The 25,713-nt window shown below is 67.1% G+C and carries 24 protein-coding genes; 12 read left to right on the forward strand and 12 right to left on the reverse strand.

The features are described from left to right. Nucleotides 1–291 (reverse strand): DUF1540 domain-containing protein, encoded by a 291-nt coding sequence (locus tag N2K95_RS02745; protein ID WP_255792922.1) that lies wholly within the window; start codon nucleotides 289–291, stop codon nucleotides 1–3. Between the two features lie 137 nt (nucleotides 292–428). On the opposite strand from N2K95_RS02745, the gene zapE reads away from it, so the two are divergent. Continuing rightward, nucleotides 429–1,517, forward strand: coding sequence for a cell division protein ZapE (gene zapE, locus N2K95_RS02750; protein ID WP_260652804.1), 1,089 nt, complete (start codon nucleotides 429–431; stop codon nucleotides 1,515–1,517). A gap of 28 nt (nucleotides 1,518–1,545) precedes the next feature. Here zapE and N2K95_RS02755 read toward each other — a convergent pair whose 3' ends face one another. The 3 genes from N2K95_RS02755 to N2K95_RS02765 all read right to left on the reverse strand — a co-directional run bounded on the left by N2K95_RS02755 (nucleotide 1,546) and on the right by N2K95_RS02765 (nucleotide 4,000). Continuing rightward, nucleotides 1,546–2,526 (reverse strand): coiled-coil domain-containing protein, encoded by a 981-nt coding sequence (locus N2K95_RS02755; protein WP_260652805.1) that lies wholly within the window; start codon nucleotides 2,524–2,526, stop codon nucleotides 1,546–1,548. After that, entirely contained in the window at nucleotides 2,523–2,828 is a 306-nt protein-coding gene (locus N2K95_RS02760) for a DoxX family protein (RefSeq protein ID WP_260652806.1), read from the reverse strand. Before N2K95_RS02760 ends, N2K95_RS02755 begins: the two co-directional genes overlap by 4 nt. Nucleotides 2,829–3,022: 194 nt before the next feature. Next, nucleotides 3,023–4,000, reverse strand: a complete 978-nt coding sequence (locus tag N2K95_RS02765; RefSeq protein ID WP_260653704.1) for an aldo/keto reductase — start codon at nucleotides 3,998–4,000, stop codon at nucleotides 3,023–3,025. A gap of 134 nt (nucleotides 4,001–4,134) precedes the next feature. On the opposite strand from N2K95_RS02765, the gene N2K95_RS02770 reads away from it, so the two are divergent. The 4 genes from N2K95_RS02770 (at nucleotide 4,135) to N2K95_RS02785 (ending at nucleotide 10,440) form a co-directional block, all read left to right on the forward strand. Continuing rightward, a complete protein-coding gene (locus tag N2K95_RS02770; protein WP_260652807.1) occupies nucleotides 4,135–5,619 on the forward strand; it encodes a CYTH and CHAD domain-containing protein in 1,485 nt (494 codons plus the stop codon). A gap of 13 nt (nucleotides 5,620–5,632) precedes the next feature. Next, nucleotides 5,633–7,198, forward strand: a complete 1,566-nt coding sequence (locus N2K95_RS02775) for an MFS transporter (RefSeq protein ID WP_260652809.1) — start codon at nucleotides 5,633–5,635, stop codon at nucleotides 7,196–7,198. Between the two features lie 129 nt (nucleotides 7,199–7,327). Beyond that, the gene (locus tag N2K95_RS02780; protein ID WP_260652810.1) at nucleotides 7,328–8,401 is read left to right on the forward strand and encodes a lipid II:glycine glycyltransferase FemX; all 1,074 of its coding nucleotides are present in this window, start codon (nucleotides 7,328–7,330) and stop codon (nucleotides 8,399–8,401) included. A 431-nt stretch (nucleotides 8,402–8,832) separates the two neighbouring features. Next, entirely contained in the window at nucleotides 8,833–10,440 is a 1,608-nt protein-coding gene (locus N2K95_RS02785; protein ID WP_260652811.1) for a threonine/serine exporter family protein, read from the forward strand. Nucleotides 10,441–10,496: 56 nt separating this feature from the next. Here the strand turns inward: N2K95_RS02785 and N2K95_RS02790 are convergent, their stop codons facing one another. Continuing rightward, nucleotides 10,497–11,360 carry a siderophore-interacting protein gene (locus tag N2K95_RS02790; RefSeq protein ID WP_260652812.1) on the reverse strand — a complete coding sequence of 288 codons (864 nt, stop codon included), beginning with the start codon at nucleotides 11,358–11,360 and terminating at the stop codon, nucleotides 10,497–10,499. A 29-nt stretch (nucleotides 11,361–11,389) separates the two neighbouring features. Next, nucleotides 11,390–12,163 (reverse strand): uracil-DNA glycosylase, encoded by a 774-nt coding sequence (locus N2K95_RS02795; RefSeq protein ID WP_407080110.1) that lies wholly within the window; start codon nucleotides 12,161–12,163, stop codon nucleotides 11,390–11,392. 166 nt (nucleotides 12,164–12,329) lie between these two features. On the opposite strand from N2K95_RS02795, the gene N2K95_RS02800 reads away from it, so the two are divergent. From N2K95_RS02800 to groL, 4 genes are all read left to right on the forward strand, one after another. After that, nucleotides 12,330–12,593 carry a DUF3263 domain-containing protein gene (locus N2K95_RS02800; RefSeq protein ID WP_407080133.1) on the forward strand — a complete coding sequence of 88 codons (264 nt, stop codon included), beginning with the start codon at nucleotides 12,330–12,332 and terminating at the stop codon, nucleotides 12,591–12,593. A 67-nt stretch (nucleotides 12,594–12,660) separates the two neighbouring features. Beyond that, nucleotides 12,661–13,314, forward strand: a complete 654-nt coding sequence (locus tag N2K95_RS02805) for a LytR C-terminal domain-containing protein (RefSeq protein WP_260652814.1) — start codon at nucleotides 12,661–12,663, stop codon at nucleotides 13,312–13,314. Nucleotides 13,315–13,526: 212 nt separating this feature from the next. Beyond that, complete coding sequence (locus N2K95_RS02810) at nucleotides 13,527–13,730, forward strand: cold-shock protein (RefSeq protein WP_255792935.1); 204 nt, start codon at nucleotides 13,527–13,529, stop codon at nucleotides 13,728–13,730. Nucleotides 13,731–14,084: 354 nt separating this feature from the next. Next, entirely contained in the window at nucleotides 14,085–15,722 is a 1,638-nt protein-coding gene (gene groL, locus N2K95_RS02815) for a chaperonin GroEL (RefSeq protein ID WP_152272585.1), read from the forward strand. A 189-nt stretch (nucleotides 15,723–15,911) separates the two neighbouring features. Here the strand turns inward: groL and N2K95_RS02820 are convergent, their stop codons facing one another. The 6 genes from N2K95_RS02820 to N2K95_RS02845 all read right to left on the reverse strand — a co-directional run bounded on the left by N2K95_RS02820 (nucleotide 15,912) and on the right by N2K95_RS02845 (nucleotide 23,178). After that, entirely contained in the window at nucleotides 15,912–16,202 is a 291-nt protein-coding gene (locus N2K95_RS02820; RefSeq protein WP_255792936.1) for a WXG100 family type VII secretion target, read from the reverse strand. A gap of 249 nt (nucleotides 16,203–16,451) precedes the next feature. Then, a complete protein-coding gene (locus N2K95_RS02825; protein ID WP_260652815.1) occupies nucleotides 16,452–17,918 on the reverse strand; it encodes a sensor histidine kinase in 1,467 nt (488 codons plus the stop codon). 4 nt (nucleotides 17,919–17,922) lie between these two features. Next, nucleotides 17,923–18,636 (reverse strand): response regulator transcription factor, encoded by a 714-nt coding sequence (locus N2K95_RS02830; RefSeq protein ID WP_227913521.1) that lies wholly within the window; start codon nucleotides 18,634–18,636, stop codon nucleotides 17,923–17,925. A gap of 116 nt (nucleotides 18,637–18,752) precedes the next feature. After that, on the reverse strand, nucleotides 18,753–20,399 hold the full coding sequence (locus tag N2K95_RS02835; RefSeq protein ID WP_255792939.1) for a DNA repair helicase XPB: 1,647 nt from the start codon (nucleotides 20,397–20,399) through the stop codon (nucleotides 18,753–18,755). Then, complete coding sequence (locus tag N2K95_RS02840; protein WP_255792941.1) at nucleotides 20,392–22,827, reverse strand: helicase-associated domain-containing protein; 2,436 nt, start codon at nucleotides 22,825–22,827, stop codon at nucleotides 20,392–20,394. The genes N2K95_RS02835 and N2K95_RS02840 overlap by 8 nt, the downstream gene beginning before the upstream one ends. Before the next feature lie 39 nt (nucleotides 22,828–22,866). Then, nucleotides 22,867–23,178: a hypothetical protein gene (locus tag N2K95_RS02845; protein WP_260652816.1), complete on the reverse strand. Its 312-nt coding sequence runs from the start codon at nucleotides 23,176–23,178 to the stop codon at nucleotides 22,867–22,869. Nucleotides 23,179–23,415: 237 nt separating this feature from the next. Between N2K95_RS02845 and N2K95_RS02850 the strand changes: the two genes are divergently transcribed. Genes N2K95_RS02850 through N2K95_RS02860 form a run of 3 tightly spaced genes read left to right on the forward strand, consistent with a single transcriptional unit; the run spans nucleotide 23,416 to nucleotide 25,712 of the window. After that, nucleotides 23,416–23,799 (forward strand): cold-shock protein, encoded by a 384-nt coding sequence (locus tag N2K95_RS02850; protein WP_255792943.1) that lies wholly within the window; start codon nucleotides 23,416–23,418, stop codon nucleotides 23,797–23,799. 48 nt (nucleotides 23,800–23,847) lie between these two features. After that, complete coding sequence (locus tag N2K95_RS02855; RefSeq protein WP_260652817.1) at nucleotides 23,848–24,378, forward strand: DUF3027 domain-containing protein; 531 nt, start codon at nucleotides 23,848–23,850, stop codon at nucleotides 24,376–24,378. A gap of 53 nt (nucleotides 24,379–24,431) precedes the next feature. Beyond that, complete coding sequence (locus tag N2K95_RS02860; protein WP_260652818.1) at nucleotides 24,432–25,712, forward strand: MFS transporter; 1,281 nt, start codon at nucleotides 24,432–24,434, stop codon at nucleotides 25,710–25,712. Nucleotide 25,713 lies beyond the last annotated feature (1 nt).

Consider the following 25,713-nt stretch of genomic DNA (forward strand, 5'->3'; position numbering starts at 1 on the left):
TCAGCGGGGCTGGTACGTGAGGCAGTCAGCCAGTTCCGCACCGGGCCCCACCCGCACGTCATGCGCGTCGCACATGAGGTGGTTGTTGAACCGGCACTCGTTGCGCTGGCAGGCCCCCACCTGGGCGAGGACTTTCGGCAGGCCGCCGGTGGCAGATGTGTCGATGAACGTGGCGCAGCTGGCATGCTCGGGCGTGCCGCCGACGGTGATGGCATAGGCGGTGCAGCCCTCATGGTTGAAGTCGCAGCTGGACACCGTGCAGTCCTGCACATGGGCAACATGATCGGTCATGGTTCCTCCCAAAAGGTGGTCCTTCGTTCCGTGCCTGGGTTCGAACGTACCACCGCCTCACGGGAATAATTAGCGCGAATTTCCTTACCCTATTTGACGGGTTTGGTCTGCGCTGTCCGGTTGGGTAGAACGGAAGGATGACCGCAGCCCAGGCACCAGACGCCGCCGACGAATTCCTCCTCGCAGCCGGCGGACAGGGCCTGGACCTGGATGCATCCCAGCTCGCCGTCCTGCCGGCGCTGGCCCGGGCTGCCGAGGCGGCCCGTTCGCCGAAGCCGGCGCCGGACCGCTCCTCCGTCTACCTGTGGGGGCCGCCGGGGCGCGGCAAGACCTGGCTGCTGGATACGCTGTTTGATTCCGTGGACATCCCGGACAAGCGCCGGCTCCATTTCCACGACTTCTTCCGGGAACTGCACGCGCTGGTCTTCGCCGGCTACGGCAACCCCGGCTACCGGCAGGATTCCGCCTTCGCCGCAGCCCTGGACCGGATGCTGGGCTCGGTCAGGCTGCTGTGCTTCGACGAATTCCACGTCAACGACCCGGCCGACGCAGCGTTCATCACCCGCCTGCTGCGCACCGTGCTGGACCGCGGAATTGTTCTGGTGGCCACGTCCAACTACGCGCCTCAGGAGCTGCTCCCGGATGAAATGTTCCACCATCTGTTTGAACCCGGGATTGCCCTGATCACCGGACACCTGCAGGTGAGGGAACTGGACGGGGACGTGGACTACCGCACCGTGGCCCGGCCCCGCCACGCCGCAGGTTTCGCCGCCGGGCACCACCTGCGCAGCAACGACGCCGGACTGCTGGCCTCCGCCGGGCTCCTCCCGCCCCGTCCGGAAGAAGCGGTTCCGCTGACCCCGGGGACCCGAACGCTGCGGGCGCTGCGGGCGGACGGTACACAGCTGTGGTTCGACTTCGAGGATCTGTGCCACGCGGAGTCGGCCACCTCGGACTACCTGCACCTGGCGCAGACGCACCGGCACTGGGTGATCAGCGGCGTGCCCCCGACCGCCGGGTCCAATCCCTACGGCTGGCAGCGCTTCGGCAACGTCGTGGATGTGCTGTACGACGCCGGGTGCCGCCTGGACATCATCGGGCTGCCGGATTACGACGGCGTGTTCCCAGGGATCGCGCACCCCACGGATCTGGCGCGCATCCGCAGCCGGTTCTCCATGCTCCAGCAGCTGTCCGCAGCCGGCACCGAAGCGGCTGCACGGCCCTAGGTCGCGCCGGCCCTAAGACCTGCCTGCCCTAGGTCCCCTCGTCTGCCGCATCCTGGGCGTCCGCGAGCTTCTGCCGGGCCTTCTCCGCCGTCCGGCGGGCGGAACGGGCGATGCGCCGGGCGTTGTCCCGCTCGCGTTCCAGCTTCCCGGAGCGCCGGTCCACGGCGGCGACCTCCCGCTCCAGCTGCCGGATCCGCTCCCGCAGCTCGTCGATCTCATCCGTGAGCTCGTCCCGGCGGCCGGCGGATTCGTCCACGTCCCGCTGGGCGGCGTCGAGCGCTTCCTGTGCCTGCTGCTCGCCGTCGGCCGCTTCCTCCAGCTCGGCCTGCGCCTTCCGGACCGCCCGGCGGGCCTCGGCCTGCCGCCGTCGTACCGCGGCAGTGTCCGCTGTCCCGCTTTTGTCCTTCGGCGCCCGGGCCCCGCCGGACGCATGGCGGGAACCCGCCCCGCTTCCGGCGCCGTGCGGCACCGACTCCGGGTCGGCCACCGCGCCGTCCAGGTCCACTTCTTCCCACCCGCTTGCCGCGAGGGAACGGAGCAGCTGGCCGCTGGCAACGGCATCAGCTGCCGAGGGATCGGTCATCGCGGCCCAGAGGGTCTGTTCGGCCTCGGCCGCCAGCGATTCGCTCACCGGATGGTCCAGCTCGGCAGCCAGGTCCCGGGCTTCCCGGACAATCGCGCGCAGCAGCCGCTGGCGTTCGGTGCTCAGCCGGCGCAGCTGTTTCTGATCGAGGTCCTCCTGGGCCTCGCGCAGCGCCGCCCCCAGCTCCAGCACCTGGTCCAGGTCTTCCCGCCGCCGGTCCGCCAGCAGATTAACGAGCCACGCCGCCGTCGAAGGCTTCGGGAGTGCCTTGATCCGCTTGGCCAGCTCCTTGTCGCCGGCCTTCCCGGCCTCCGCGGCCAGGGTGTTGCGGGCCGCCGTGAACTCCGAAGGCAGTAGCGCGTAGAGACCTGCGACGGCGGCACCGAGCGACGGCGGGCCGGAGCCTTGTCTGGGTGCGGCGTTCACCCGAAGACGCCAAACCGTCCCAGCGCCACCACCAGGGAAAGCACCAGCAGGATGACATTCAGGGCAATCCGGTTGCGTTCGCCGCGCCGTACATGGACCAGCACGGCGAGGGCCATCAGCACGGTCAGCGCCGACGCAGCCAGCGGAGTCAGTACGGGCAGGATGCCGGTGGCCTGCGGAACGATCAGTCCCACGGCGCCCAGGACTTCGAGGACACCGATCAGCTTCACGGTGCCCGCCGGGAAATCCTCGGGCCAGCGCAGATTTTCTGTGAGGCGCGCATGGTTCTGGACAATTTTCATAAAACCGACTCCGGCAAAAAGCAACGCCAGTATGAGTTGAACAAGCCACAAGACCAGGGACAGCATGGGTATCTAAGCGACTTTCTGTATACGGGCAGGAGTCAGCGCACGGAACCGCTGTGGAACCATAACAACCCAAGCATGGTCTGCCGGCCGGGAACTGCGCAACAGCGGGCGTGGCGCGGTACAGCCGTTCAGAACCCGGCCACGGGCCGGGGGCGGTAGAACTCCTCGAGCGTATTGAATTCCTCTTCGGTGAGCTGGATGTCCAGGGCCGCGACGTTGTCATCCAGATGGGAGGCGGCGGTGGCGCCGATCAGCGGGGCGGCGACCACCGGGTTGGCCAGCACCCAGGCGAGGGCGATCTGGGCGCGGGTGGCGCCGAGCCCCTCGGCCACGTTTCCCACCGCATCGATGATGCTGCGGTCCACGTCTTCGTTGCCCCGGTAGAGTTCATGGCCCTGCGCGTCGTAGTCCTGCCGGGCCGTCCTTGCGCCCCAGGGACGGGCCAGGCGTCCGCGGGCGAGCGGTGAATAGGGCAGCGCCCCGATGCCCCGGTCCGCGCAGAACGGGTACATCTCCCTTTCCTCTTCCCGATAGAGGAGGTTGTAGTGGTCCTGCATCGTGACGAACTGCGCCCAGCCGTGCTGTTCCTGCAGGAACAGGGCCTTGGCGAACTGCCACGTGTGCATGCTTGACGCGCCGAGGTACCTGACCTTGCCGTCCCGGACCAGCTGGTCCAGGGTCTCCAGCGTCTCTTCCAGCGGCGTGGTGCCGTCCCAGCGGTGCACCTGGTACAGGTCGATGTAGTCCGTCCCCAGCCGCCGCAGGCTCTGCTCCACCTGCCACAGGATGTGCTTGCGGGACAGTCCCCAGCCATTGGGCCCCGGACCCATTTCGCCGTGGACCTTGCTGGCGATCACCACCTCGTCCCGCCGGCAGTATTCCGCCACGGCCGCGCCCAGGATTTCCTCGCTGTGGCCGGCGGAATACACATTGGCGGTGTCGAAGAAATTGATGCCCAGCTCCACGGCGTGCCGCAGCAGTGATTTGGCCTCATCCGCACGGATGGTCCATCCGTGCGCACCCCGGTCCGGGTCGCCGAACCCGAGGCAGCCCAGCCCAATGACCGAAACGGTTGCCCCTGACCTGCCGAGCTTGGCGTATGTCATCGAGTTCATTCGCTGGCCTCCGCTGCCGCAGTGCCGATCCTTTACGGCGATGCTACCGGGACGCGCACCGGCTTCGGTAGGCACGGGGCCCAGGGACTCCCGGCAGCAGCCGTTGCGGTCCTATACTGGCGCATATGGCCGCCGGAACAGGTACCGCAAGCCGTTTTTCCGTTGACGAAGCACAGGTGCTGCCGCCGCTCCATGAGCTGGCGGGGATCGCGAAGGTGGCACAGCCCCGGGAAGGCCACCGCACCGAGGTGCGGTATGACACCCCGGACCGGTCGCTGAGCCGGCGCGGGTTCAGCCTCACCCGGATCACGGACGACGACGGTCCCCGCTGGGAGCGCAGCGCACCGGCACTGGAACCCGGTACAGCTGTTCTCAGCGAGCATGCCGGCGGGATTCCTCCGGAACTGCTGGAGGACGTGCGGGCGGTGGTCCGGGACCGTGAACTGGTGCCGGTGCAGACCCTGGCCACCCGCTATCTGGAGTACGAGCTGCTGGACGGTGCGGCTACAGTCCTCGCCCGCGTCCGGGACGAAAGCACACACGCAGACGACACCGGCGAGGGCAGGCCCGGCACAAACCGCCGGGCCTGGATCATCGAAGCCGCCGATGCCGTCCTGGCCCGGGACGCCGAAGCGATGTTCCGTACCTCCGGTGCCGTACCGGGGGACGCGCAAGCGGGCGGGGAACGCGGGGAGTATCCGGCGGGTACGACAACGGACAACTCTGCCGCCGATCCCCTGGACGCGGGAAGCCCGTTGGCACTGCTGCTGCTGCACTACCTGCGCGGCCAGTTCGAAGAACTGCTGCGCCACGATCCGCGGGTGCGCCGGGGGGATGCCGACGGGATCCACAAAATGAGGGTGGCCACCCGGCGGCTGCGTTCGGCCCTCTCCAGCTACCGCAGCACCATGGAGCCGGAGCCGGGGCGTTCCCTGCGGGCGGAGCTGCGCTGGCTTGCCCGGGTCCTCGGGGAAGCCCGCGATGCGCAGGTGATGCGGCACCGGCTGAGGGAGCTGATTGCCGCCGAACCCGAAGACCTGGTGATGGGGCCGGTGGCCGCGCGCGTGGATGAAGAGCTGCTCCACGATTACCGGCAGGCCTTCGACCGCATCCTCAAAGCGCTGTCTTCCCCGCGGTACTTTCGGGCGTTGGACGGGCTGGAAGCACTGGTGGAAAGCCCGGCCTGGACGGAAGCGGCCAAGGAACCGGCGGGACCCGCCGCCGCCCGCATCATCCGGCGGGACCGGAAACGGCTGCACCGCCGCGTCCGCGCCGCACGGAAACTCGCAGGCGAGGAACACACGGAAGCGCTGCATGAGGCCCGCAAGAATGCGAAGCAGCTTCGCTACGCGGCCGAAGTCTGGGCGCCCGTGCAGCCGAAGGAAGCGAAGGAAATGGTGGACGCCGCGGAGCACGTGCAGAAAATCCTCGGTGAGCACCAGGACAGCGTGGTGACGCAGGCGTACCTGCGGCGCATGGGGGCAGCGGCGTCGGCCGCCGGCGAGAACGGCTTTACCTACGGACGGCTGCACGCCCTGGAACAGGCCTCTGCCCAGTCGGCCCGGGAGCGTTTTGCCGGCGCCTGGAAAGGTTTCCCGGCCAGCCCCTGACGGAGGGAATCAGATGGAATCACCCTGGGCGCCGCTGCGCCGGCGGATGTTCCTGGTCCTGTGGCTTGCCCAGCTGGGCTCCAACATCGGCTCCTGGATGCAGACCGTGGGGGCCCAGTGGTTCCTCGTGGAGAGCAGCGAAAACCCGGCCCTGGTCTCCCTCGTGCAGACGGCGAACCTGGCGCCGTCGCTCCTGCTCGGTCTCATCGCCGGGGTGCTGGCGGACGCGTTCAACCGCCGTCGGCTGATTCTCGGTGCCAATATCTTCGCTGCGGGTGCGGCCACTGTGCTGACGGTAGTGGCCACCCTGGGGCTGCTGGACCCCGATTCGCTGCTGCTGTACACGTTCCTCATCGGCTGCGGCATGGCACTCAGCTCACCGGCCTGGCAGGCCATCACGCCCGAGCTGGTCTCCCGCGACGAAATCCGGGCGGCCGCGGCCCTCGGGAGCGTGGCGATGAATACGGCCCGCGCCGTGGGTCCCGCCGTGGCGGGCCTGCTTGTGGCCGTTGCCGGTCCCGCCTTTGTGTTCGGCCTCAACGCGCTGTCCTTTGTGGGTACCTCCATCGCCATCTACAGCTGGCGGGCGCCCCGGCAGGATCCGGCGGAACGGGAACATGTGGGCGAGGCGCTCGCCGCCGGCATCCGCTACATCCGCGCCGCCCCACGCATCCGGCGTATCCTGCTGCGGTCCGGGTTGTTCATCTTCCCGGCCAGCGCCGTCTATGCCCTGCTGCCCGTTGCCGTCAACGGACATCTGCGCCTCGGATCGGCAGGCTACGGGCTGCTGCTCGGAGCCCTGGGCCTCGGTGCCGTGCTGGGAGTCCTGCTCCTGCCGCGGCTGAGGACGGTCCTGCCGGACAACGCCCTGCTGGGCGGCAGCGCCGTCGTCTTTGCCGCCGGGGCCTTCGCCTCCGGCTACCTGCCTCCGGGAGCAGTTGCCGCGCTGCTGGTGCCCGCCGGATTCGCCTGGATCTGCACCTTCTCCACCCTGAACGCCGCGATGCAGCTGACGCTCCCGGCATGGGTGCGTGCCCGCGGCCTGTCCGTCTACCTGATGGTCGCCGCCGGTTCGCAGGCCGTGGGGGCGGTGTTCTGGGGATCCGGTGCCACCGGTGCCGGATACGCCCCGACGCTGGCCTTCGCCGCCGGGGTCCTGGTGCTTTCGGGTGCCAGCGTCCTGGTGCTTCCGCTGCTGCCCGGCACCGGCCACCTCGACCGAAGCGTAGCCGGCACGGAACTGCATCTTCCGTCCGGCGGGGAACCCCAACCCGGCGCCGGTCCGGTGACCGTCCTGATTGCCTATGAGGTGCCTCCGGACCGGAACGACGAATTCGTGAACGCCATGCACAGGGTCCGGCTGACCCGCATGCGCACCGGCGCCACCGACTGGGAGCTGGTGCACTCGGTCACCGACCAGGACCAGTTCCGGGAGATCTATGACGTACCGACCTGGCGCGAATACCTGCGGCAGGAACAGACCCGCACCACGGGGGAGGACCGCCAGATCATCCAGCATGCCTGGGACCTGGCCGAGGAGGAACCGCGGGTGCGCTGGTTCCTTCCCGCTTCCGCCTGAGGGTTCGGTCCCGCGGTGGTGCAACGGATAGACTGGGACCCGGTTCGACGGCCGTATCCACGGCGGGCCGGTGCGTTGCAAGCGACGCGCTGAGAACGATGCAGTGAACAAACCATTAGTTGAGGTATTTTGCGAGATTTTAGTGCACGCCTGGCCACTGCCGAGGAGATCGCCAACTGGGACAAGCACGTGCTGGCCAATCCCGGCGGCGGCAACGTCCTCCAGTCTGCATCCTTCGCGGAAGTGAAGTCCCACCACGGCTGGAATCCCGTGTACCTGGCCTTCACCGGACCCGACTACACGACGTACACGCTGGCGATCGAGAAGAAGGTTCCGGCACTCGGCAGCCTTTGGTACCTGATCAAGGGGCCCGACGTCGCCGCCCCCGAAGACGTGCCGCTGGTGGTGAACGCGCTCACCCGGTTCATCAAGCAGACCCGCCGCAAGGTCTTCGCCATCAAGGTCGAGCCGGACATCGTTGACAGCGAAGAGGTCCAGGCCCTGTTCACCGGCGCCGGCTTCATCAAGACGTTCAACCTGCAGCCTAATGACTCAACGGCCCTGCTGGACACCACGCCGGACGAGGAACAGCTGCTCAAGAACCTCTCCTCCCGCGGCCGCAATGCCGTCCGCCGGGCCATCCGCGAGGGTGCGGATGTCCGCCGCGTCGAGCCGACCGAAGAAAACATGCGGACCATGTACCGCCTGATGGCCCACATTGAGGACCGTTCCGCGGCGCGGCTGCGTTCCTACGAGTACTACCACCGGTTCTGGTCCAACTTCGTAGCTGCCGGGCAGGGCCGTTTCTACTTCGCATTCGAGGACGGCGAACCCACCGTGGGCGCCTTCGTGATTGCCTACGGAAACAAGGGCACCTACAAGGACGGCGGCTCCAAGCCCCGGCGGTCCCAGTACGGGGATTCGCATCTGGTCCAGTGGACCGCGATCACCGAGCTCAAGAAGGAGTGCGGCATTGTCGAGTACGACTTCTGCGGCACACCGCCGAGCAGCCAGCTCAAGGACAAGAGCCACCCGCACCACGGGCTGGGCCTGTTCAAGACCAGTTTCTCCAAGACGGTCACTGATTTCGTTGGCTGCTATGACTTCGTGGTGGATCCGATCCGCTACCGGATCTGGAACACCATCGGCGAACGCGTGGCACGCCAGATTTACTGGCGCCGCCACCAGCAGCCGTTCTACTAAGCAGCAGTTACACCAGGCAATAACCCGGGCAGGGCCCGGAACAGGCGAAAGGCTAGTCCTTGGAGAACACCTCCGATCCGGGTGGGCACAAGCCCGGATCGAATCGGGATTCGGCACCGAATCCGGACCCGGTCGCCGGGCCCATTCCTCTGATCAGCGTGCCGTCCGGCCGGCGGGCCCAGACCGGCAAAGCGCAGCCCGCGAGCCCGCAGCCCGCGAGCCCGCAGCCCGGGAACCCGCAGCCCGGGAAAGAGAAGTCAGGGAACCCGCAGACCGCGAGCCCGCAGGCGGGCGGTTCCTCTGCGCAGAAGGGAAAACCCGGCAAAGCGACCCGGCAGGGGCAGGGTGCGGCCGCGCGGTCCCTGCGCCCCGGCGCCAAGGCCCCGGTTCCGCCGTCGAAAGGGCCGGGGCAGCCGCCCGCGGGTATGGGCATGCCTACTGCCGCGCTCCGCAGCACCCGGCCCAAACCCCCGCCCCCCACCACTTCGGTGGTTCAGCCGGCGGGGTCCAAGCAGCTTCGGCCCCAGACAAGCCGTATCCGCACCACCGCAGACCCGCGTGAGAAGCGCCCCGCACGCACGCGCAAGAGCGTGCCGCCGGGGACCGCGCCGCTGGGCTCCTCTTCCATCCGCCCCGACCGTTCCTCCGCGGCAGCGCGGCGGATGCTGCGCAAACTGGTCCAGGGCGAGAGCCCGCCCACCCAGGCCATGTCCATTGTGGAGCGGCTGGCAGGCAGCCCCTACGCCAACCCGCTGGTGCGCAGCGGCGGGCCGGATGCCAGTGCCCGGAAAACGCTGGACCTCGCCCTCGGCATGGCCGAGACGATGTTCCGCTACGGTGCCGGTGCCCTGGAAGTGGAAACCGCCATCATCGCGGTGACCGCGGCGTTCGGGCTGGAAAGCATCGAAGTGGACATCACGAACCAGTCGGTCCTGCTGAACTATTCTCCGAAGGACCAGACGCCCATCACGGTGATGCGCGTGGTGCGTTCCTGGACGAACAACTACGCCGGGCTCGGCCTGGTCCACCAGCTGGTTACCGACATCATCGACGGCGGGCTCTCCCGCGCCGAGGCCGCCAACCGGCTCAATGAAATCACCCAGCAGCCCAAGCCGTTTCCGCGCTGGGCCGTCACGGTGTCCGCGGGCGTCTTTGCCGCAGCCATTGTCGGGTTCATCGGCGGGGGTCCGCTGGCCTCACTGGTGGGCTTTGCCGGCACGGTGATGGTCAGCCTCCTCCAGCGCGTGCTGGGCAAGTGGCGGGTTCCGGACTTCTTCACCACGGCGGCCAGCGGCTTTGTGGTCACCGCCATGGCCATGCTTTTCTGGTCCATGGAAGTGCCGATTTCGCCCGGCATTGTCGTGGCCGGCGGCATCCTGGTCATGCTGCCCACCGGCCGTCTGGTTTCGGCCGTGCAGGATGCGATCAACGGGTTCCCGGTCACGGCGTCGGGCCGGTTCCTGTCCGCGTTCCTGACCTTCGGCGCCCTGGTGGCAGGCATCGCCGTCGCGCTCGTGATGGGCGCGTTGATGGGCATGGGCCAGCTGAACGTCACCGACGTGGCGTCGTCCCAGTATTCCTTCGCGGTGACGCTGCTGCTGCTGGCCATTGCGCTGGGTGCCATCTGCGTTGTCGAACAGTCCCCGCGGCAGCTGGTGCTGCCCACGGTCTTGATCGGCGTGGCAGGGTTCCTGGTCTACCAGGGGGCGGAAGCAGGCGGCATGGGACCGCGGCTGACTCCGGCGGTGTCCGCCATCTTCATCGGCATGGTGGCCCGCATCGTGGCCCTGCGGATGGGCGCCCCGCAGCTGATCGTCGCCGTGCCGGCCATTCTGTTCCTGTTCCCCGGGCTGGCGATCTTCCGGTCCATGTACGGCCTGAGCATCGGCACCGACGAGATGTACCAGGGCGTGGTGGGACTCTTCGATGCCCTGACCGTCATCCTGGCCATTTCCGGCGGCGTGGTGCTGGGCGACAACCTGGGCCGTCCCTTCACCCGCAACCTCAACGGCAACGACCGCCGCAACCGCCGGCGCTAGCTGGAACCGAAAAAGGCCCGGACCGCTGCAGCGGTCCGGGCCTTTTTCGTGTTCGGCTAGAGAATCTTCCCTACCGGGGTGCGTTTCTCGGCCTGGAAGACTTCCTCTGTGCGTCCGGCAGCCCAGTAGCCGGAGAGGGACACCTGCCGGCGGTCCAGCCCGCGGTGGCTGAACAGGACGTCCCGCAGGGACTTCATCACTTCCCGCTCACCATGGGCAAAGACCTGCACTGCCCCGTCCCGCCAGGACGCGGTAGCGACCGCCTCGGTCAGCAGCCGGCTCCGGCCGGCGGGAGTGTCACCGCGGAACAGCCAGGTCAGCTCCACCCCGTCCGGTTTGGGAACCGGCTGCCGGTCCTCGGGACCGGCCACTTCGATAAACGCCTGCCCGACGGCGTCCTGCGGCAGGGCGCGAAGCACGGTGGCCACCGCGGGCAGGGCGGATTCATCGGCAGCCAGCAGGTACCAGTCGGCATCGGGGTCGGGATTGAATGCTCCGCCGGGGCCGGAAAAGGTCAACGGTTCACCCGGCTGTGCGGAGGCGGCCCACGGCCCGGCCAGTCCTTCGTCGCCGTGGACTACGAAGTCGATGCTGATCTCCCGGGCCTGCAGATCCACGTCGCGGATGGTGTAGGTGCGGGACACCGGCCAGTGCTCGCGTTCGCTGCGGGACCGGATGGTGTCCAGGTCCTCCGTGCCGTCGATCGGCCGTCCCTGTGGGCCGAACCAGATTTTGCAGTAGGCATCGGCGCAGCTGTTGGGCTGGAACCGGTCAAACCCGGGGCCGCCGGCAACCACGCGGACCATATGTGCGCTGACCTGCTCCCGGCGGAGAACCTCGAGGGTCAGCAGCGGGCGCTGCCGCCGCGGAGCAGGAGCGTCGGGCTCCGGCGGGCGCGGTGGAGTCATTGATTCTGGCATGGGGTGTCTCCTAGGGAAGGACCTGTTTACTACCGTACAGCGCCAAGATGCCAGTCCACCGGCTCCGCGCCCTGCTGTACCAGCAGCTCATTGGCACGGCTGAACGGGCGGGAACCGAAGAACCCGCGCGAAGCTGAGAGGGGGCTCGGATGCGCGGATTCGACCGTGGGCGCACCGCCGAGAAACGGGACAATGCCCTGGGCATCGCGGCCCCACAGGATGGCTACCAGGGGAACTTGTGTGCCGTCGGGACGACGGCGGGACGCCAACGCGCGGACGGCAAGTTCGGTGACTTCCTCCCACCCGCGTTTCCGGTGTGAGCCGGCCTCGCCGGCACGCACCGTCAGCACACGGTTCAGCAGGACCACCCCCTGGTCTGCCCAGGCACTGAGGTCCCCGGAGGGGGATGGACCAATTCCCAGGTCAGCCTTCAGTTCGGTGAAGATGTTGTTCAGGCTGCGGGGAAGCGGGCGGACGCCCTTGCCTACGGAGAACGACAGCCCCACAGCATGCCCGGGGGTGGGATAAGGATCCTGGCCGACGATCAGCACCCGGGCACTGGCCAGCGGACGCTGGAAGGCCCGCAGGATGTTTTCGGGTGCGGGCAGGATATGCTGCCCGGCGCGTCGCTCCGCCTCCAGCTCGGCGGCAATTTCCTCAAGGCGCGTCCTGGCCGGCGCCATGACCTGCGCCCAGTCGGGGGCCATGAGGTCCTCGAGTCGGGTGGGGGCGGCGAAAGGGAAGGGGGTCTTTGGTGCAGGCTCGCCGGTGTAGGAAAAGAGCAGGGGTTCATCAGTGGTCACTGGACCATTTTGTCACCGCTCCGATTGCGGTGTCTTCCACGGTCCCTGGCCCAAATGACAACCCTGTTATTCCCAATTAGCATGGGCGGTACATATATACGGGAATCTTTTGGGAGTGAATGTGGCGGAATCGACCGAAGCCGAGCGGTTCTCCCTCGATGACGCAGTGGATCCGGAAAGCCCGCTGGGCGTCCAGGAACAGCAGATGCTCGCGTTGGAGCGGGCGTGGTGGAAGTATGCGGGTGCCAAGGAGCAGGCCATCAAGGACCTGTTCGGGATGTCGGCCACGAGGTACTACCAGGTCCTGAACGCCCTGATCGATACCGAGGAAGCCCTCGCGCATGATCCGATGCTGGTCAAGCGGTTGCGTAGACTACGTACGACCCGCCAGCGTGCCCGTACCGCCCGCCGGCTGGGCACCGGACTATAGCGCCGGTTCCCACCAACGTTGGCAGCCTAGGATGCGGTGCCACCAGAACAAGGATTGAAACGCCACTATGAGCCAATATCCCCGGGACGAGTTCGACAAGGTCCCCGAATCCTCGGTGCGGCAGGGCGTACACCGCGAACGCCTCATCCCCTCGCGTTCGACCGGGCTGGGGCTGCTGATCACCGTGGGTGTTCTCGCGCTGCTGATTGGCCTGGCAGCCTATTTTGTCCTGCCGCGCCTGGGTATCGGCGCCGGCTCCGGCGATCAGTCCCCCGCGGCCGGTGCGCCCGCTTCCGCTTCCGCATCCGCCACCGCCACCGCTGCAGCGTCTGCCACCGCTACGCCAACTTCGAACACTGACGAGGACGAGGCGGAGGCATCGCCGAGCCCGACCGCTGCCTCCGCCCCGACGCAGACGCCGAGCCCGACGCCTACGCCGACGGTACCGGCGATCGATCCCACGCAGCCGGTGGCGGTCTTCAACGCCAGCGGCGTCACCGGCCTCGGCGCCGGAGTTTCCGGCCGGATGTCAGCTGCAGGATGGTCCGTGGGCGCGGTGGCCAACTGGACCGGCGCACCCCAGCAGGGATCCGGCGTCTACTACAGCGCACCGGAGCTGGCAGCGAATGCACAGGCAGTCGGCGCTCAGCTGGGGATCCCGGTTCTGGAAACGCCCGGCTTCACCAGCGTCACCGTGGTCCTGGGTCCCGGATACCAGTAAGTCGAGTAAGTCGGGCCGGGCGGTAAAAAGACCATAACGTTATTGACCCCTGCATAGGTGATCCGGATCACCGTGGTTAGAGTGATGCCAGCCGGTTTGCGCCGCTGACCTCGGCCTCCCTTGGGAACCGACAGAGGCGCCGGATCCGGCGCCTCCGGCGTCCAAGCATGCCGCCGGAGGGCGGCATCTGGAATCTAGGTTGGAGAAGCATCATGGCGCAGGGGATCGTCAAGTGGTTTAACGGTGAAAAAGGGTACGGCTTTATTACCCTCGACGAGGCGGAAACGGATGTGTTCGTCCACTGGTCGGCCATCCAGGCATCGGGTTACCGGACTCTGGAAGAAGGCCAGCGGGTGGAGTTCGAAATCGGCGAGGGTCAGAAGGGGCCGCAGGCCGAGGAAGTCCGGGCACTGTAAACCACTCTGAAGTACATCTTCCCGGCTTGGGGACGGGATCGGCAGCGGCGGAGCCTCGGCTCCGCCGCTGCTTTTGCATCCCGTGCCGGCGGTCCGCCGGTTCCCTGTGAACCCGGCATCATGTCGGCGTGATCGCTTGCACTCAGTGTGTGGGAGTGCTAATTATTGACTTAGCACTCTTGCCGGATGACTGCTAAATGTCCGACGGTGTTGAGTGGACAAGCAACCCACTGGGGTGAGGAACGGGGAGCGCGTAAAGAGATCGCGCGAGCCGGACCGTCCGTCGCGGGCACTCCAGCCAGGAATGCAACATTTTGCTCCAAGCATGACTGTTCCGGAAGGACGATAGCCGTTATGGCCAAGATCATTGCATTTGAAGAAGAGGCACGCCGCGGCCTCGAGCGCGGGTTGAACATCCTCGCCGACGCCGTCAAGGTGACCCTCGGCCCGCGTGGCCGCAACGTGGTCCTCGAAAAGAAGTGGGGCGCCCCCACGATCACCAATGACGGCGTTTCCATCGCCAAGGAGATCGAGCTGGACGATCCCTACGAGAAGATCGGCGCCGAGCTGGTCAAGGAAGTTGCCAAGAAGACTGACGATGTTGCCGGTGACGGCACCACCACGGCAACCGTTCTCGCCCAGGCACTGGTCAGGGAAGGCCTGCGCAACGTTGCCGCCGGCGCCGACCCGCTGAGCCTGAAGCGCGGCATCGAGAAGGCTGTTGCCGCTGTCACCGCCGAGCTGATTGCTTCCGCCAAGGAGATCGAAACCAAGGAGCAGATCGCCGCTACGGCTTCCATCTCCGCCGGTGACCAGCAGATCGGCGACCTGATCGCCGAAGCGCTGGACAAGGTCGGCAAGGAAGGCGTCATCACGGTCGAGGAGTCCAACACCTTCGGCCTGGAGCTGGAACTCACCGAAGGCATGCGCTTCGATAAGGGCTACATCTCCGGTTACTTCGTCACCGACGCCGAGCGCCAGGAAACGGTCCTCGAGGATCCGTACATCCTGATCGTCAACTCCAAGATCTCGAACGTCAAGGACCTCGTTGCCGTCCTCGAGAAGGTCATGCAGTCCGGTAAGCCGCTGCTGATCATCGCCGAAGACGTTGAAGGCGAAGCCCTGGCAACCCTGGTTGTCAACAAGATCCGCGGCACCTTCAAGTCCGTCGCCGTCAAGGCACCGGGCTTCGGTGACCGCCGCAAGGCACAGCTGGCCGACATCGCCATCCTCACCGGCGGCCAGGTCATTGCTGAAGAAGTTGGCCTGAAGCTCGAGAACGCCACGCTGGACCTGTTGGGCAAGGCCCGCAAGGTTGTTGTCACCAAGGATGAAACCACCATCGTGGAAGGCGCAGGCGACGCCGAAGAGATCGCCGGCCGCGTCAACCAGATCCGTGCCGAGATCGAGAACTCCGATTCCGACTACGACCGCGAGAAGCTGCAGGAGCGCCTGGCCAAGCTGGCCGGCGGCGTTGCAGTCATCAAGGCCGGCGCGGCAACCGAAGTTGAGCTGAAGGAACGCAAGCACCGCATTGAGGACGCTGTCCGCAACGCAAAGGCTGCAGTGGAAGAAGGCATCGTCGCCGGCGGCGGCGTGGCCCTCATCCAGGCCGGCCTCAAGGCCTTCGCCAACCTGTCCCTCGAGGGCGACGAAGCAACGGGCGCGAACATCGTCCGCGTTGCCATCGACGCTCCGCTGAAGCAGATTGCCTTCAACGCCGGCATGGAGCCGGGCGTAGTTGTCGACAAGGTCCGCGGCCTGCCCGAGGGCTTCGGCCTGAACGCAGCAACCGGCGAGTACGAAGACCTGCTGGCTGCCGGCATCAACGACCCGGTAAAGGTCACGCGCTCTGCCCTGCAGAACGCAGCCTCCATCGCCGGCCTGTTCCTGACCACCGAAGCTGTGGTTGCGGACAAGCCCGAGAAGTCGGCCCCCGCTATGGGCGGCGCTGACGAAATGGGCGGCATGGGCGGTATGGGCGGCTTCTAAGCCCTCAGCAGCTGTTGCTTAAAGCGTAGGCAGACGCGGCACCCTTATTCGGGTGCCGCGTCTGCTTTCGTTTAACCGCGCATCACCGCCCGGGCGCAGCCCGGGTGCCCTCCGGCAGGTGCGCACCCGTGCCGGAGGTGGCCCCCGCCCGGGATCAGTGCTTCAGGACGATCAGTGCATAAACGACGATCAGTGCATAAACAATGACGTGTTCGCCGCCTCCGTTTCGGCGTACTGCGCTGAGGCAAAGGCCAGCGCCTGGTTGATGCTGTCCAGGGATTCCTCCACCCGGGCCTGGGTGGACCGCCAGTCGGTGATGAGGCTCTGGAAGTTGGCCGATGCCGATCCCCGCCAGATCTCACTCAGCGAGGCCAGCCCGGCCTGCATTCCGTTGACGTCGGCGCGCAGGCGCTCGATGGTTCCCTGCACTTCGGCACTTTTGGCAGCCAGCGCTTCACTGTCCACGGCAAATAACGGCATGATGTCCTCCTGGTAGCGGTTTGGTTCCGATACCCGGAAGGCTAGGCTGCCGGTTCCGCCGCCGGTGCGGGACGGCACGGGGATGTGGACAGCCGCAGCGGCCCGCGGCGGCTGAGCGCCCTGTGGAGGACGGGCCGGCCACCGCCCCGGCCCGTTTTGGTCTGCCGGCTCACCGCCCGCCACACAGCCGGCCCTCACAGCCCGCCCCGCGCAGCCCTTCAGCGGGCGCAGCCGGAGACGGCGGAGCGGTCAGCGGTCGTCGGCGTCGTCGGGGTGCTCGGGGAACTGCTCCGGTGCCCGGTAGGGCAGCCGGATGGCCAGGGTGGCGCCGCCGCCCTCCGTCTCGGCCAGCCGGACGGTTCCGTCGTGCTGGGCCACCAGGGCGGCGACGATGGCCAGTCCCAGGCCCGTGCCGCCGGTTTCCCGGTAGCGGGAGGAATCGGCGCGGTAGAAGCGTTCGAAGACCCGTGCGGCGTCGTCGTCGGAAATACCGGGACCGTGGTCGCGTACCTCGAGCACCGCATCCATCCGGTCATGGATGACGGGGGCAACTCCCACCGCCACTTCGATGGGTGACCCTGCCGGGGTGTAGCGCAGTGCGTTGGTCATCAGGTTGGCCACGACCTGCCGCAGCCGGGCCTCGTCGCCCATGGTGGGGGCGCTCTGCGGGGCGTGGCCGTCCAGCCCCACCACCTTGATGTCCCGGTCCGGGGCGCTGGCACGGGCGTCCAGGGCGGCGTCGTTGCCCAGGATCATCAGGTCCACCGGTTCGTATTCCAGCGGCCGCTGCTCATCCACCCGGGCCAGGGTCAGCAGGTCCTCGACCAGCTGCCCCATGCGCTTGGCTTCGCTCTCGATCCGGCCCATGGCCGCGGAGATCTCTTCGGGTTTCTGGAGTGCGCCGTGCCGGTACAGTTCGGAGAACCCGCGGATGGTCACCAGCGGGGTCCGCAGTTCGTGGGAGGCGTCCTGCACAAAGCGGCGCATCTTGCGTTCGGACTGGGTGCGCGCCGCGAACGCGGTTTCAATATGCGCCAGCATGGCGTTGAGGGACCGGGACAGCCGGCCGATCTCCGTGGCGGGGTTCCCCACCTCCACGCGGCGGGACAGGTCACCGGCCGCAATGGCAGCAGCCGTCTTCTCCACCTGGCTCAGCGGACGGAACTGCCGGGTGACCGCCCAGTAGGCGATTCCGGTGGCGCCGAGGGTCCCGAGCAGGCCGACGGAAAACACCAGGGACGCCGCCTCGTCCACGGCCGCAGCCACGGAGTCCAGGGGGATGGCCACGGCAACCGATCCGGGCAGGTTCTGGTAGTCGTAGATCCGCACCCGCCAGCCCTTGGACGTCGGGGACGTGCCGCGGACGTCGAAGCCCTCGGTATCCATGGCAGCTACGTCGTCGGCGGTGTAGTTCCCCAGCTCCGGGATGTCGTTGGCGGATTCCGAATGGGTGGCCGGGCCGTGGCTGCCGTCATCGTTCAGGTAGAGGCCGTAGTAACGGAACAGGGAGGCATCGGTGCTCGGCTCGTTGACGAGCAGGTAGCGCGAAACCTTGGAAGCGTTTGCATCAATGTCCGCGTCCAGGCGGTCCACCAGGATCTGCCGCAGCAGGGTGATGGTGGCAATGCCCGTGATGGTCACCGTGACCACCATCAGCACCGCCATGATGGCGACCAGCTGCGACCGCAGCGAAGCGGATTTCCAGCGCCGTACCAAGGTCCTAGCGCTTCTCCGAGGAACGGAGCAGATAGCCTACGCCGCGCTTGGTCTGGATCAGTGCCGGCGCGTCCGGGCTGCGGTCGATCTTGCGGCGCAGGTAGGAGATGTAGGACTCCACAATGGAGGCGTCGCCGTTGAAGTCGTATTCCCAGACGTGGTCCAGGATCTGGGCCTTGGACAGGACACGGTTGGGGTTCAGCATCAGGTAGCGCAGCAGCTTGAACTCGGTGGGGGACAGGTCGATGGTGACGCCGCCGCGGCGCACCTCGTGGGCGTCGTCGTCGAGCTCCAAGTCATCCACGCGGATCACGGCGTCGTCGTCCTCCAGCGGCTGGGTGCGGCGCAGCACCGCGCGGATGCGGGCCACCACCTCGTCGAGGCTGAAGGGTTTGGTGACGTAGTCGTCGCCGCCCACGGTGAGGCCGGTGACCTTGTCCTCGGTATCGTCGCGGGCGGTCAGGAAGACCACGGGGAAGTGCTGCCCGGCAGCGCGCAGGCGCCGGGTGAGCGTGAAGCCGTCCATGTCCGGGAGCATCACGTCCAGGACAGCGAGGTCCGGGTTGTGGGAGTCGACGGCGGCGAGGGCCTCACGGCCGTTGGCCGCGGCCACGACGTCGAAGCCGGCGAACCGCAGCGAGGTGGAGAGCAGCTCGCGGATGTTGGGCTCATCATCGACAACAAGGAGGCGTGCTTCGGGTGCAGACGATTTGTTCACCCGCCTAGTTTCTTACATTTAGCTGGACGTTGTCTGTAGGTGCGCAGGATGAATTCTGAATGTGTCCAGTAAACACCTGGGGCAAATCCACGGAAGCTGCCGGAACGGCGGCGGGTTTAGACCGGCTTTTCGATATCCGCCGCGTCCAGGATGGAATAGGCGTACCCCTGCTCCGCGAGGAACCGCTGCCGCTTGGCTGCGAAGTCCTGGTCCAGCGTGTCCCGGGCGACCACGGTGTAAAAGTGCGCGGCCTTGCCGTCCGCCTTGGGCCGCAGCAGCCGGCCCAGCCGCTGGGCCTCCTCCTGCCGGGAGCCGAACGAGCCGGACACCTGGATGGCCACGGAGGCCTCGGGCAGGTCGATGGAGAAGTTGGCCACCTTGGACACCACGAGGGTGCTCAGGGCGCCTTCACGGAATTCCTGAAACAGCCGCTGGCGTTCCTTGACCGGGGTGTCGCCCTTGATCACAGGTGCGTCCAGGCGTTCGGCGAGTTCGTCCAGCTGGTCCAGGTACTGTCCGATCACCAGGGTCTGCTCGCCCTCGTGCCGTTTCACCAGCTGCTCGACGACGCCGGTCTTGGTTTCCGACGTCGAGCACAGGCGGTACTTGTCCCCGTCTTCGGCCATGGCATAAGCCACCCGTTCATCCCGCGGCAGGTCCACCCGGACCTCGATGCACTCGGCCGGAGCAATGTAGCCCTGCGCCTCGATGTCCTTCCAGGGGGCGTCATAGCGCTTGGGTCCGATCAGCGAGAACACCTCGCCCTCGCGGCCGTCCTCGCGGACCAGTGTGGCCGTCAGTCCGAGGCGGCGCCGCGCCTGCAGATCCGCGGTCATCCGGAAAATCGGTGCCGGCAGCAGATGCACCTCGTCATAAATAATCAGGCCCCAGTCGTTCGCGTCCAGCAGTTCCAGGTGCGGATACAGTCCGCCCCGCTTGAGCGTCAGGACCTGGTAGGTGGCGATGGTGACCGGGCGGACTTCCTTCACCGCGCCGGAGTATTCGCCGATTTCGTCTTCGGTCAGGGACGTCCGCTTCAGCAGTTCGTCCTTCCACTGCCGGGCGGAAACGGTATTGGTCACCAGGATCAGGGTGGTGGTGGAGCTGGTGGCCATGGCCGCCGCCCCTACCAGGGTTTTGCCGGCACCGCAGGGCAGCACCACTACACCGGAACCGCCGGCCCAGAAGTTCTCCGTGGCCAGCTTCTGGTACGGGCGAAGGGCCCAGCCGTCTTCGTTGAGCAGAATGGGATGCGGCGTGCCGTCCACGTAGCCGGCCAGGTCCTCGGCAGGCCAGCCGAGCTTGAGCAGCAGCTGCTTGAGCTGGCCGCGCATGGCGGACTGCACCACGACGGTTTCGCCGTCGATCCGCGGGCCGAGCAGCGGCTGGATCTTCTTGGCGTGCATTACTTCTTCGAGCACCGGATAGTCGGTGGTGCGCAGCACCAGCCCGTGCTGGGGGTCCTTCTCCAGCCGCAGCCGGCCGTACCGGGACATGGTTTCTTCAATGTCGATCAGCAGCGAGTGCGGTACCGGGAACCGGGAATAGGTCAGCAGCGTGTTCAGCACCTGCTCGGCGTCGAGCCCTGCAGCCCGCGCGTTCCACAGGCCCAGCGGCGTGAGCCGGTAACTGTGGATGTGTTCGGGTGCACGCTCGAGTTCGGCAAACGCTGCTATCGCGTGCCGGGCTTCGGTTGCCTGTTCATGATCGACCTCCAGAAGAATCGTCTTATCGCTCTGGACAATCAACGGTCCGTCAACCATGTGCCGGGCTACCCTCCACTATTTCCACGTCCATAATCCGGTGTACTGACACTGTGCGTTCGACGTCGTGGCGCGGGTCGTAGACGCGGACCCTGCCGTCGCTCACTGACAAGGGAACGAAAATTTCCTGCCGCTGATTCCCCTGGGCATCGACTACCCCCATCCGCACCGAACTCCTGGTCCGGATTGCCTTGCGCAGGGTCTCCAGACTGACCAGGGACTGGCTTTCGCCGCCGGTGTGCGGGACGGGTCCGCCGCCGCGCAGCGCCGCGAGCTGCCGGTCCAGGTCCTCGTCCGTCAGCTCCCACGGGTTCAGCCGGGTGGTGGAAGAGGACGGCGCCGGGACCGGAACCATCCGGTGGGAGCCGACGGGTTTGCGGGCCGGGCCTTCCAGCGCCGGGGGATACCCCAGCTCGCGGAGGGAAAAGGTGAGTTCCTTGGCGGGCACGCCGGCGGCGACGACCGTCGGGGCCAGCCGCACCAGCCCCAGGGAAGCGGTCCGCGGATCCGCCAGCAGGGCGTTCAGGCCGGCCTCGTCATCGCTGCGCAGATATGAGCCGGCAGCCCCCACCCGGAGCCGGCCGTACCGGGCCGCGGTGTCCTCCACCAGGTAGCGCAGCGGCTGGGGAACCTCCGTGGCCGAATGCTGGTGCAGGAATGCCAGGATGCCGTCGGCGTCGAGCCCTTCGTCCAGTGCGCGCCGCACGGACTCGGCCGAGAACCGATAGATCGTGGCCGGCCCCTGACCTTCGGGTGTGGCCACCAGGGCAAGTTCACGGGCGACGTCGGGCTCCAGGTAGCCGGGCGCCACCGCGGTGAGGTCGGCCTGGAGCAGGAACGAATTCAAGGGTGCGGGCAGGGCATCCCGCAGGACCGAGGTGGCGCGGGAATAGTCGCTGCCTGCAACGGCCGAGCCCAGCACGGTCAGCGCGCCGGACCCCAGCAGCCCCAGCTGCGCCGCTTCCTTCAGGATGCCCGGAACCAGGCGGGCAAAACGCCGCTGCAGCCGCGGCTGGTGCCAGGTCAGTGCACTGATGAGGTCCGCGGTTTCGAAGGCACCCACTGTTTCTTCTTCGCCCGGTCCGTCGAGGTCGGACAGCAGGGCGAGCATTTCCAGCGCCCGGCGGCGGACAACGGGTGCGTCGGGCCGGGAAACTTCAGCGGCCAGCGCGTTCACAGCTCCGCCCGCCGGCAGGGGTGCCCCCACCAGGGACGGCGCCCGGTCCGCCGCCAGCCAGGCTTCCACCAGCCGGCGCCACTGCTCTTCACGATTCTGGGTCAGCCAGGTTCCCTCGGTGGCGCCCCAGCGCGAGGTCGCGGCGTCCAGCGTGATCAGCCCGGCCAAGGCAGCCAGCTCCAGCAGCCAGGACGTAGTGGCTCCGTCCAGGCGCAGCGATTCCGAGAGCCGGCGCACTTCGCGTACGCCCACGCCCCCGGAGCGGAGCGTCCCCACCGGATTCTCAGCAGCGAGGGCCACCAGTTCCGTCACCAGGCGCAGGGTTTCCGCCACTGCACCGAACGCGGCGTTGTCCCGCAGGCTGCGGGTAACCCTGCGCGGGACGGGCCGCGGGGCTTCCAGCTGGAAGTCCGCGACAATGACGTGCCCGCGCGAGGCCTGGCCGACGGGCCGCGGAAGTTCAACGTGGAGCGCGTCCAAGGGGACTAGGAGCCCGCGGGCCACCAGCCATTCGACGGGGGTGGGGGAGGGGTTGTCCAGGACGGCCCGCCCCAGGGCCGCCTTCTTCGGGATGGTGCCCACCGGAGAATACTTGAACCGGCGAAGCAAGTCGGCGGTCTGCGGCGGAGCGCCCTCCATGAGCGCGGCCCAGCCCGCCGGGTCGGAGACCAGATGATGGAGGGAATGTGCGGCCGTGGCCGGAGTGTCGGCCTTCTCTATGGGCAGCCCGCTGCCGCGCAGCCCCTCGACAATGCCGACCAGGCGCTGTCCGAACTCGGGATGCTGGGCCGCCAGGGTGGAATACGGGCGGCCGAGCCCGGCCGGATAGGCACCCAGTGCCTCGCCGAGGACCGAGACCGGGAGGTAGAACCGGCGGGAGGCATCGGCCTTCGGTGCCCCGGGGTGAGGTTTGGCCCGCCGGAGCAGGGCCAGGGAATGCAGATGGCCCAGGATCACGTCCAGGGATTTGATGGTTGAGCCGGCGATGGCCGTTTTCAACCACGAGGCGGTGGTGCTGAGCTGGGAATCCTCGTTGGTGGTCAGATCCACCGCTTCGAGGACCTGCAGCTCCGGGGCCGTCAGTTTTTCGAGAATCCGCTGGACGCTGACGCGCGTGGAAGCCCGGGCAGCCAGGGCCTGGAAATCCGGAACGGCAGGCAGCGCGAGGTCCGGCCTGGCAGTAAGCAATTCACGCAGCTGTTCGTCACTGCGTGCAGCTAAATCTTCGGCCAAAGCTCGAATCGCGGACATCAGCACCACGTTACCTGAGTGGGGAGAAAAACGGACCGATCAGCCCCGGCGCCGGCGCCTGATTCCGTCGATCACCAGGCCCGCCATCAGCAGGAACGCGAGGGGCAATGCGTAAAGGGACGCGGCCACGAGCCACGGCGCCACTGCCTGGCCCTGGAGGGAAAGGAGCAGCACCGCCGCGAGTGTCCCCAGACCGAACAGGGCCAGCACCGCTGCCAGCACGCCGGCGACCCGGCGGAGCGGAGACCTGCGCGGCGGAAGCCGGCGTTCCGGCGAAGCGGGGGAGGCCGGCAGCTGCTGCTCTGCGGATGCCGCAGGGACCCGGACGTTATCCGGTGAGGTGTTGCTCATGGTGTTTAACGCTAACAGCGGAAAACCACGGGACAAAGGGAAGGCCTTGGTGTCCCAATCGCTTGTGGGGATATTCTAAAGGGAACAGACTTCCCCGTAGTATCTCTGCAGATGCTCCATCTCTTACGTCTCTGCAGGTATCCGGGCGCCGCTTCGGGCCTGGCGGGCCAATGCGGGTCACGATTATTCCTGCGGCAGGTGTCCTGCTGCAATTAAACTAAGAACGAGGTAACCGAAGTGCCCATCGGCAAGGTCAAATGGTTCGACACTGGTAAGGGTTTTGGGTTTCTGGCCACGGACGAGGGGCAGGAAGTCTTCCTGCACGCTTCTGCCCTGCCCGCGGGAGTCAGCGAGGTAAAGCCCGGTACCCGCATGGAATTCGGTGTCGCTGACGGCCGCCGCGGCCCGCAGGCCCTTTCGGCACGCATCCTCGAAGCTCCGCCGTCGGTGGCCAAGGCGACCCGCAAGGATGCTGAGGACATGGCCGTGATCACCGAAGATCTGATCAAGCTGCTGGACGCTATCTCCAACGGTCTGCGGCGGGGCCGCTACCCGGACAAGAAACACGCGACCAAGGTGGCCGCTGTCCTACGGGCCGTTGCCGATGATCTGGATGTTTAAGGTTAGTGCGCTGAAGTGACTATGACACCGGTAACTCCCTCTCCCGATATGCCCTCTGAACCCGAATCCGAGCCCGCCGCTGCGGCCCCGGCTGCGCGGAAGCGCGCCCCGCGGCGGCCGGGGAAGCCCGACGCCGTCCTGGCGGATGCCGTGACGGAAGCCCGCACCGGTCTGCTCGAAGTGGTGTCCGAGGATGAAATAGGCAACTACGTCGGTGCAGTTGCCGACGCCGAACGGCTGGTGACGCACCGGTTTGCCTCCCGCCGTCCCGGCTATGGCGGCTGGTTCTGGTATGTAACGGTGGCCCGTATGCCTCGAAGCAAGAAGGTGACGGTCAGCGAGGTGGGGCTGCTCCCTTCCAATGAGGCACTGCTGGCGCCCGAGTGGGTGCCATGGTCTGACCGGCTGCGTCCGGAGGACATCGCTGCCGAAGAGGAACTGCAGGCCCAGGAGCGTGCCGCCCAGGAGCAGGCCGAGCTGGAGCAAAACGGTGACGGCCGCCCCGGCCACGACCAGACGGAGCCGGATCAGTCCAGCGAACAGCACGTCGACGCGACGGGTGCCGAGGAGGACGAATAATTCCGTGACGGTGCGCGGCAACAGGTTCACTGTCCCAAGGGAGCGCTGAACTGATGTTCCGTTCCCTTCGCATCTTCAACTACCGCATCTGGTTTATCGGTGCCCTGGTTTCGAACATCGGTACCTGGATGCAGCGTACGGCCCAGGACTGGCTGGTCTATGACATCCTGACCGACCAGGACGCGGCAGCCATGGGAATTGTCATGGCGCTGCAGTTGGGGCCGCAGCTGCTCCTGGCCCCGTGGTCGGGCCTGATTACCGATACCTATAACCGGCGCAAGGTCCTCCTGCTGACCCAGGTCAGCATGGGCGCGCTTGGCCTCGCACTGGGTTTGCTGGTGCTCTCCGGGCACGCTGAGCTGTGGCACGTCTACGCCTTCGCGCTGGCACTCGGGGTTGTGTCCGCCGTGGACGGCCCGGCACGCCAGGCCTTCGTCTCGGAAGTAGTCTCCGAACGGGACCTGCCCAACGCCGTCGCCCTTAACAGCGCCTCCTTCAACGGCGCACGCATGGTCGGCCCCGCCGTCGCCGGCCTCCTCACCGTAGCCGTCGGACCGGGCCTGGTGTTTGTGCTCAACGCCGTGACGTTCGGCGCCATGGTGATCGCCCTGCTGAAAATGCGTGCCGGGGAATTGCGCGTGCTGCCCAAGGCACCTCCGGGGAAGGGGCGCATCCGGGCCGGGCTTGCCTATGTGCGCCACCGGCCGGACCTGATGATGGTGATGCTCGCGATCTTCATTGTGGGCACATTCGGCATGAACTTTGCCATTTATATAGCGGCCATGGCGCGTACCGAGTTTGGCCGGGATGCCGGAATCTTCGGCGTCCTCAACTCGGTGATGGCGATCGGATCCGTGGCCGGCGCGCTGCTCTCCGCCCGCCGGGACCGGCCGCGCCTGCGGTTTGTCTTCGGAGCCGCCGGAGCCTTCGGCCTGTCCTGCATCCTGTCCGCCGCGGCACCCACCCTGATTCTGTTCGCCCTGTCGCTGATCCCGGTCGGCCTGTTTGCCCTGACCCTGATGACCAGCGCCAATGCGTATGTGCAGACCACCACCGCGCAGATCATGCGCGGGCGGGTGATGGCACTGTATTTCGCCATCTTCATGGGTGGAACACCCCTGGGTGCGCCGGTGGTGGGCTGGGTCTCGAACTCCTTCGGCCCCCGCTGGAGCCTCGGGGTTGCGGCTGCGTCGGGTCTGCTGGCGGCCGCCATCGGTTTCGTCTGGGCCTGGCGGACGTACGGCATGCGTTTCCACTACGACCGCAGCCTGCCGCGCCGGCTCAGCATGACCACGGACATCCCGGAAAAGCAGCAGGACCCGGACAGCGCCTAGC

The sequence above is a fragment of the Arthrobacter zhaoxinii genome (genome assembly GCF_025244925.1).
Lineage (GTDB): Bacteria > Actinomycetota > Actinomycetes > Actinomycetales > Micrococcaceae > Arthrobacter_B > Arthrobacter_B zhaoxinii.

Bases quoted from the DNA above. Each gene is read 5' to 3' on its own strand.
- N2K95_RS02810 (WP_255792935.1), top strand. From the start codon at position 13,527: ATGGCGCAGGGGATCGTCAAGTGGTTTAACGGTGAAAAAGGGTACGGC.
- N2K95_RS02760 (WP_260652806.1), bottom strand. From the start codon at position 2,828: ATGAAAATTGTCCAGAACCATGCGCGCCTCACAGAAAATCTGCGCTGG.
- N2K95_RS02785 (WP_260652811.1), top strand. From the start codon at position 8,833: ATGCCTACTGCCGCGCTCCGCAGCACCCGGCCCAAACCCCCGCCCCCC.
- N2K95_RS02840 (WP_255792941.1), bottom strand. From the start codon at position 22,827: ATGTCCGCGATTCGAGCTTTGGCCGAAGATTTAGCTGCACGCAGTGAC.
- N2K95_RS02860 (WP_260652818.1), top strand. From the start codon at position 24,432: ATGTTCCGTTCCCTTCGCATCTTCAACTACCGCATCTGGTTTATCGGT.
- N2K95_RS02855 (WP_260652817.1), top strand. From the start codon at position 23,848: ATGCCCTCTGAACCCGAATCCGAGCCCGCCGCTGCGGCCCCGGCTGCG.
- N2K95_RS02805 (WP_260652814.1), top strand. From the start codon at position 12,661: ATGAGCCAATATCCCCGGGACGAGTTCGACAAGGTCCCCGAATCCTCG.
- N2K95_RS02745 (WP_255792922.1), bottom strand. From the start codon at position 291: ATGACCGATCATGTTGCCCATGTGCAGGACTGCACGGTGTCCAGCTGC.
- N2K95_RS02820 (WP_255792936.1), bottom strand. From the start codon at position 16,202: ATGCCGTTATTTGCCGTGGACAGTGAAGCGCTGGCTGCCAAAAGTGCC.
- N2K95_RS02835 (WP_255792939.1), bottom strand. From the start codon at position 20,399: ATGGTTGACGGACCGTTGATTGTCCAGAGCGATAAGACGATTCTTCTG.
- zapE (WP_260652804.1), top strand. From the start codon at position 429: ATGACCGCAGCCCAGGCACCAGACGCCGCCGACGAATTCCTCCTCGCA.
- N2K95_RS02790 (WP_260652812.1), bottom strand. From the start codon at position 11,360: ATGCCAGAATCAATGACTCCACCGCGCCCGCCGGAGCCCGACGCTCCT.
- N2K95_RS02765 (WP_260653704.1), bottom strand. From the start codon at position 4,000: ATGACATACGCCAAGCTCGGCAGGTCAGGGGCAACCGTTTCGGTCATT.
- N2K95_RS02775 (WP_260652809.1), top strand. From the start codon at position 5,633: ATGGAATCACCCTGGGCGCCGCTGCGCCGGCGGATGTTCCTGGTCCTG.
- N2K95_RS02770 (WP_260652807.1), top strand. From the start codon at position 4,135: ATGGCCGCCGGAACAGGTACCGCAAGCCGTTTTTCCGTTGACGAAGCA.
- groL (WP_152272585.1), top strand. From the start codon at position 14,085: ATGGCCAAGATCATTGCATTTGAAGAAGAGGCACGCCGCGGCCTCGAG.
- N2K95_RS02845 (WP_260652816.1), bottom strand. From the start codon at position 23,178: ATGAGCAACACCTCACCGGATAACGTCCGGGTCCCTGCGGCATCCGCA.